Source organism: Methylobacterium sp. Leaf117 (assembly GCF_001422985.1).
Lineage (GTDB): Bacteria > Pseudomonadota > Alphaproteobacteria > Rhizobiales > Beijerinckiaceae > Methylobacterium.
On sequence record NZ_LMNL01000030.1, the window covers coordinates 1 to 3,524 of the forward strand.

Consider the following 3,524-nt stretch of genomic DNA (forward strand, 5'->3'; position numbering starts at 1 on the left):
CGGATAGTTGTTGAGCTGGATGTGGTCGATCCCGGACACGAAATCGGTGACCACGTCATGCCCGGTGCCCTTGGTCAGCACGAAGCCGTCGGCGCCGCCGCCACCCGTCATCACGTCGTTGCCGAGGCCTCCGTCGAAGGTCTGAGCCTCCGCGTTGCCGACGATGAGGTTGGCGCTCGCATTGCCGAAGCCGGTCCCCACACCCTGGAAGTTCAGGTTCTCGAGATTATTCCCCAGCGTGTAGCGGCCATTATAGACCGTGACCGTGTCGACGCCTTCGCCGGCATTTTCGACAATCTTCGTATTCTGAGCCCCGATGATGTAGGTATCGTCACCAGCGCCGCCGATCAGCGTCACATCATTCGCCGTGCTGCGGAACGTGTTGTTCGCCGCAGTACCCATGTAGGTTGTACCCTTGACCGAGCCAAAGGTGGCTGCCGTCGTCCGTGGGCCACTCTCCGGCATCGGGTTGCCAGCGTAATCAAGGGTTGCCAACGTCGTTGTTCCTGACACGGCCGAGTGAGAATATATCCAGGAGTATAATACGACATTCAGGGCGCTGTTCCCAACAAAGGATGCACGCGCGTAAAGCATGATAATATGTCGCGTGATGCTGAAGCGCAACAATGAAACAAAATTATGGCTATAATTTATTTTTTAGATTGGATTAAGGAACGTCGTCGTTCGTAAGTGGTCAAAAATGACTCTGACATCTACAAGCTGATGCCAACAATCAAGTTCAAGGTTGCATCAGCTTAGCTGTAGTGCTCTACGTGCGCTTCATCGGAAGCGAAACGTGAGTGACGGATGGCGAATACAATCCCATTGCGGGCCCAATACACCGCAGGTACTGCGAGTGCGGATCGGATCGATCTCTCTGCTCGCGGCACGCAGCCTCAGTTGATCGCGGGCGGCAATGGCAATGACGTGATTATCGGGGCGGCGGGCAACGATACGATCAACGGCGGCGCCGGTCAGGATACGCTGCTGGGTGGGCGCGGCATCGATACGCTGACAGGTGGGGCCGGAGCGGACCGCTTCGTCTTCGACAAGGCAGATCTTGCCGGCACATCCACACGAACGGGAAGCGCCCTCGACCGGATCATCGACTTCCAGGGGGCCGGCGCTGCCGGCGGGGACACGCTGGTGCTTCGTGGCTTTGCCGCTGATGCCAGCCTCGTCAAAGTCAGCAGCCAAGGCGCGCTTCACACCTACGAAATCCTAGAGGATGATACCGCTGTAGGCCGCTTGAACGTCGTCCACTCCGGTGGCACGCTGGTGTCAGGTGACGTCGTCGGAGCCTCTATTGCGACACTCGCACCTCAGCCGCCCGTAGTCGTTCCTCCGCCCGTGGCGCCGAAGCCCCCCGTAGTGGTTGCGCCGCCGGCTGAGGCGGGCGAGGCAGCCCGTGCGAGCGCCACATCGACTCACACAATCAAGGCCAACAACGCCGTGAAGGCCCTAAGCGGCACGGCCGGGCACGACGACATCTGGGGCTGGGACAAGGGCGGCGCCGTCCTGAAGGGTGGTACCGGCGACGACACCTACCACATCTGGCAGTCGAGCGATCAGGTCGTCGAGGCGCCTGGGGGCGGCGTCGACACGGTCATCGTCGCTTGGCGCGACTATACGCTCTCCGCCAACGTCGAGAACCTGGTCTTCAGCAACGCCAAGAGCGGCACCGGCAACGGCCTCAACAACATGATCACCGGAGATGGTGGGGCCCAGACCCTCAACGGCAAGGCCGGCAACGATATCCTGACCGGCCGCGGCGGGGCCGATACCTTCGTCATCGCCAGGGGCGAAGGCAGCGACCGGATCACCGATTTCGCCTCCGGCGTCGACAAGGTCCGCATGGAGGGCGTCGACCTGCACAGCTTCGCCGAGTTGAAGATGGCGGCCCGTCAGGTGGGTTCGGACACCGTCATCGCGCTTGGCGGCGGCGAGACCCTCACCTTGCAGAACGTGGCGGTCGCGAACCTGAAGGCTAGGGACTTCGCCCTGCCGGCGGACTCCTCGCATCCAGGCATGAAGCTGAGCTTCGCCGAGGAGTTCAACGGGCTGAGCGCCTCGGCCAAGGGCAACGGCACAATTTGGAAGACGACACTCGGCGTCGGCAGCCAGGATCGGACCCTGGGGTCGAACGACGAGGCGCAGTACTACTCGGACAAGTCGGTGGGCACGAACCCGTTCTCGATCTCGAACGGGGTTCTCACCATCACGGCGGCCCCGGATCACGACGGCAACCCCCTGGGTCTGGCCTACACCTCGGGCGTGCTCACCACGGCCAAGTCGTTCGCCCAGACCTACGGCTATTTCGAGATGCGCGCCGAGCTGCCGGCGGGCCAGGGCATGTCATGGAGTTCCTAGGCCATGACAGGGACACAGCCTATGTCTCGGCCCATTCCAAGATCGGCGGTCACACCCTGACGAGCTTCCCCGTGCAGACCGCGGATCTGACGGAGGGCTTCCACACATTCGGCGTCGACTGGCAGAAGGACACGCTGGAATGGTACATCGACGGTGCGAAGGTCGCCGAAATGGCAACGCCGCGTGACATGAACGAACCGATGTACATGCTGGTCAATCTGGCGGTGGGTGACACCGGCAGCTGGCCGGGCAAGTACGACGCTTCGATGCCAACTACGCAAATGAAGGTCGACTACGTCCGGGTCTGGGCCAACGACGATATTTTGTAAAACTCAGGTCGTTCAGTCGAACCTCGAACACACATCGGCTCGGTATTTTCATTAACTGCCGGGCCGATGTGTGTTGTTACCCTGTCCGTCCCCCAAAGCATTCTTGGTACTTTTCGGTAAACCGACCTTAGAGTAATCCAAGCACCGTAGGCAACGGCAGTACGCGAGCCTATGAGACGTTGTTTTGCTTCTAGAGGTTGGCATTCCGAAGCATCTTTTCGCGGCGGGCTTCTCGTTGAGCGAGTTCCTGCGCAACTTGCCACATGAGGGCTTGGGTCATCGCGAACATCGCGGGTGTGCCCATTGCTGCGACCGCTTCATGAGCTTTAAGGCAGGCGTCCGCCATCGCCTCGAAACGTTCGTCATCTTCCACTTCTCTGACGCCTCCATTCGCCACGTCAGGCAATCATCTCATGGTAAGACGTGCAAGTGGCCGAATGAGTATCCACGCCGCTTATATCGCTTGTATTTAGTTTGACCGCCCCGTTACGCTCCGATATGTTCGATACCGTACGTTTCTGCTGTCTGAGAAGCGAACGATGAAGCTCATCAACGACAGCGCCGCCCCTGCCCAAACGGCGACCGTGTTAGACAGGGTTGCCATGTCGCTTGGATGTTCGGTCGAAGCGCTGTCAAACCCGACTTCGCGCGATCCAGACTCTACGGTCGAGCTTCTTCGGTTATGGGCAGGGATTAAGGATGATCAGGACCGACTGAAGGTGCTGAGTGTCCGACGTCAGCACCTGTGGGACAGATTGAGGGTCTTCACGAAGGGAGGATGGCTGGTTCATCGTAGCCCCTGAGGAGCGAAGATGAAGCAGACAT

The 3,524-nt window shown here is 60.0% G+C and carries 3 protein-coding genes and 1 pseudogene; 2 read left to right on the plus strand and 2 right to left on the minus strand.

Going from position 1 to position 3,524, the window contains the following annotated elements; genetic code table 11:
• Nucleotides 1-495 (minus strand): annotated as a pseudogene (locus ASF57_RS14540) (1,3-1,4-beta-glycanase); the annotation flags it as partial.
• Nucleotides 496-807: 312 nt separating this feature from the next.
• On the opposite strand from ASF57_RS14540, the gene ASF57_RS27280 reads away from it, so the two are divergent.
• Together ASF57_RS27280 and ASF57_RS14550 are read left to right on the plus strand one after the other, a co-directional pair.
• Nucleotides 808-2,370 (plus strand): hypothetical protein, encoded by a 1,563-nt coding sequence (locus ASF57_RS27280; RefSeq protein ID WP_156376156.1) that lies wholly within the window; start codon nt 808-810, stop codon nt 2,368-2,370.
• Complete coding sequence (locus tag ASF57_RS14550) at nt 2,358-2,699, plus strand: glycoside hydrolase family 16 protein (RefSeq protein WP_056484679.1); 342 nt, start codon at nt 2,358-2,360, stop codon at nt 2,697-2,699. The genes ASF57_RS27280 and ASF57_RS14550 overlap by 13 nt, the downstream gene beginning before the upstream one ends.
• Before the next feature lie 190 nt (nt 2,700-2,889).
• Here the strand turns inward: ASF57_RS14550 and ASF57_RS14555 are convergent, their stop codons facing one another.
• Nucleotides 2,890-3,072, minus strand: a complete 183-nt coding sequence (locus ASF57_RS14555; RefSeq protein WP_056484681.1) for a hypothetical protein — start codon at nt 3,070-3,072, stop codon at nt 2,890-2,892.
• Nucleotides 3,073-3,524 lie beyond the last annotated feature (452 nt).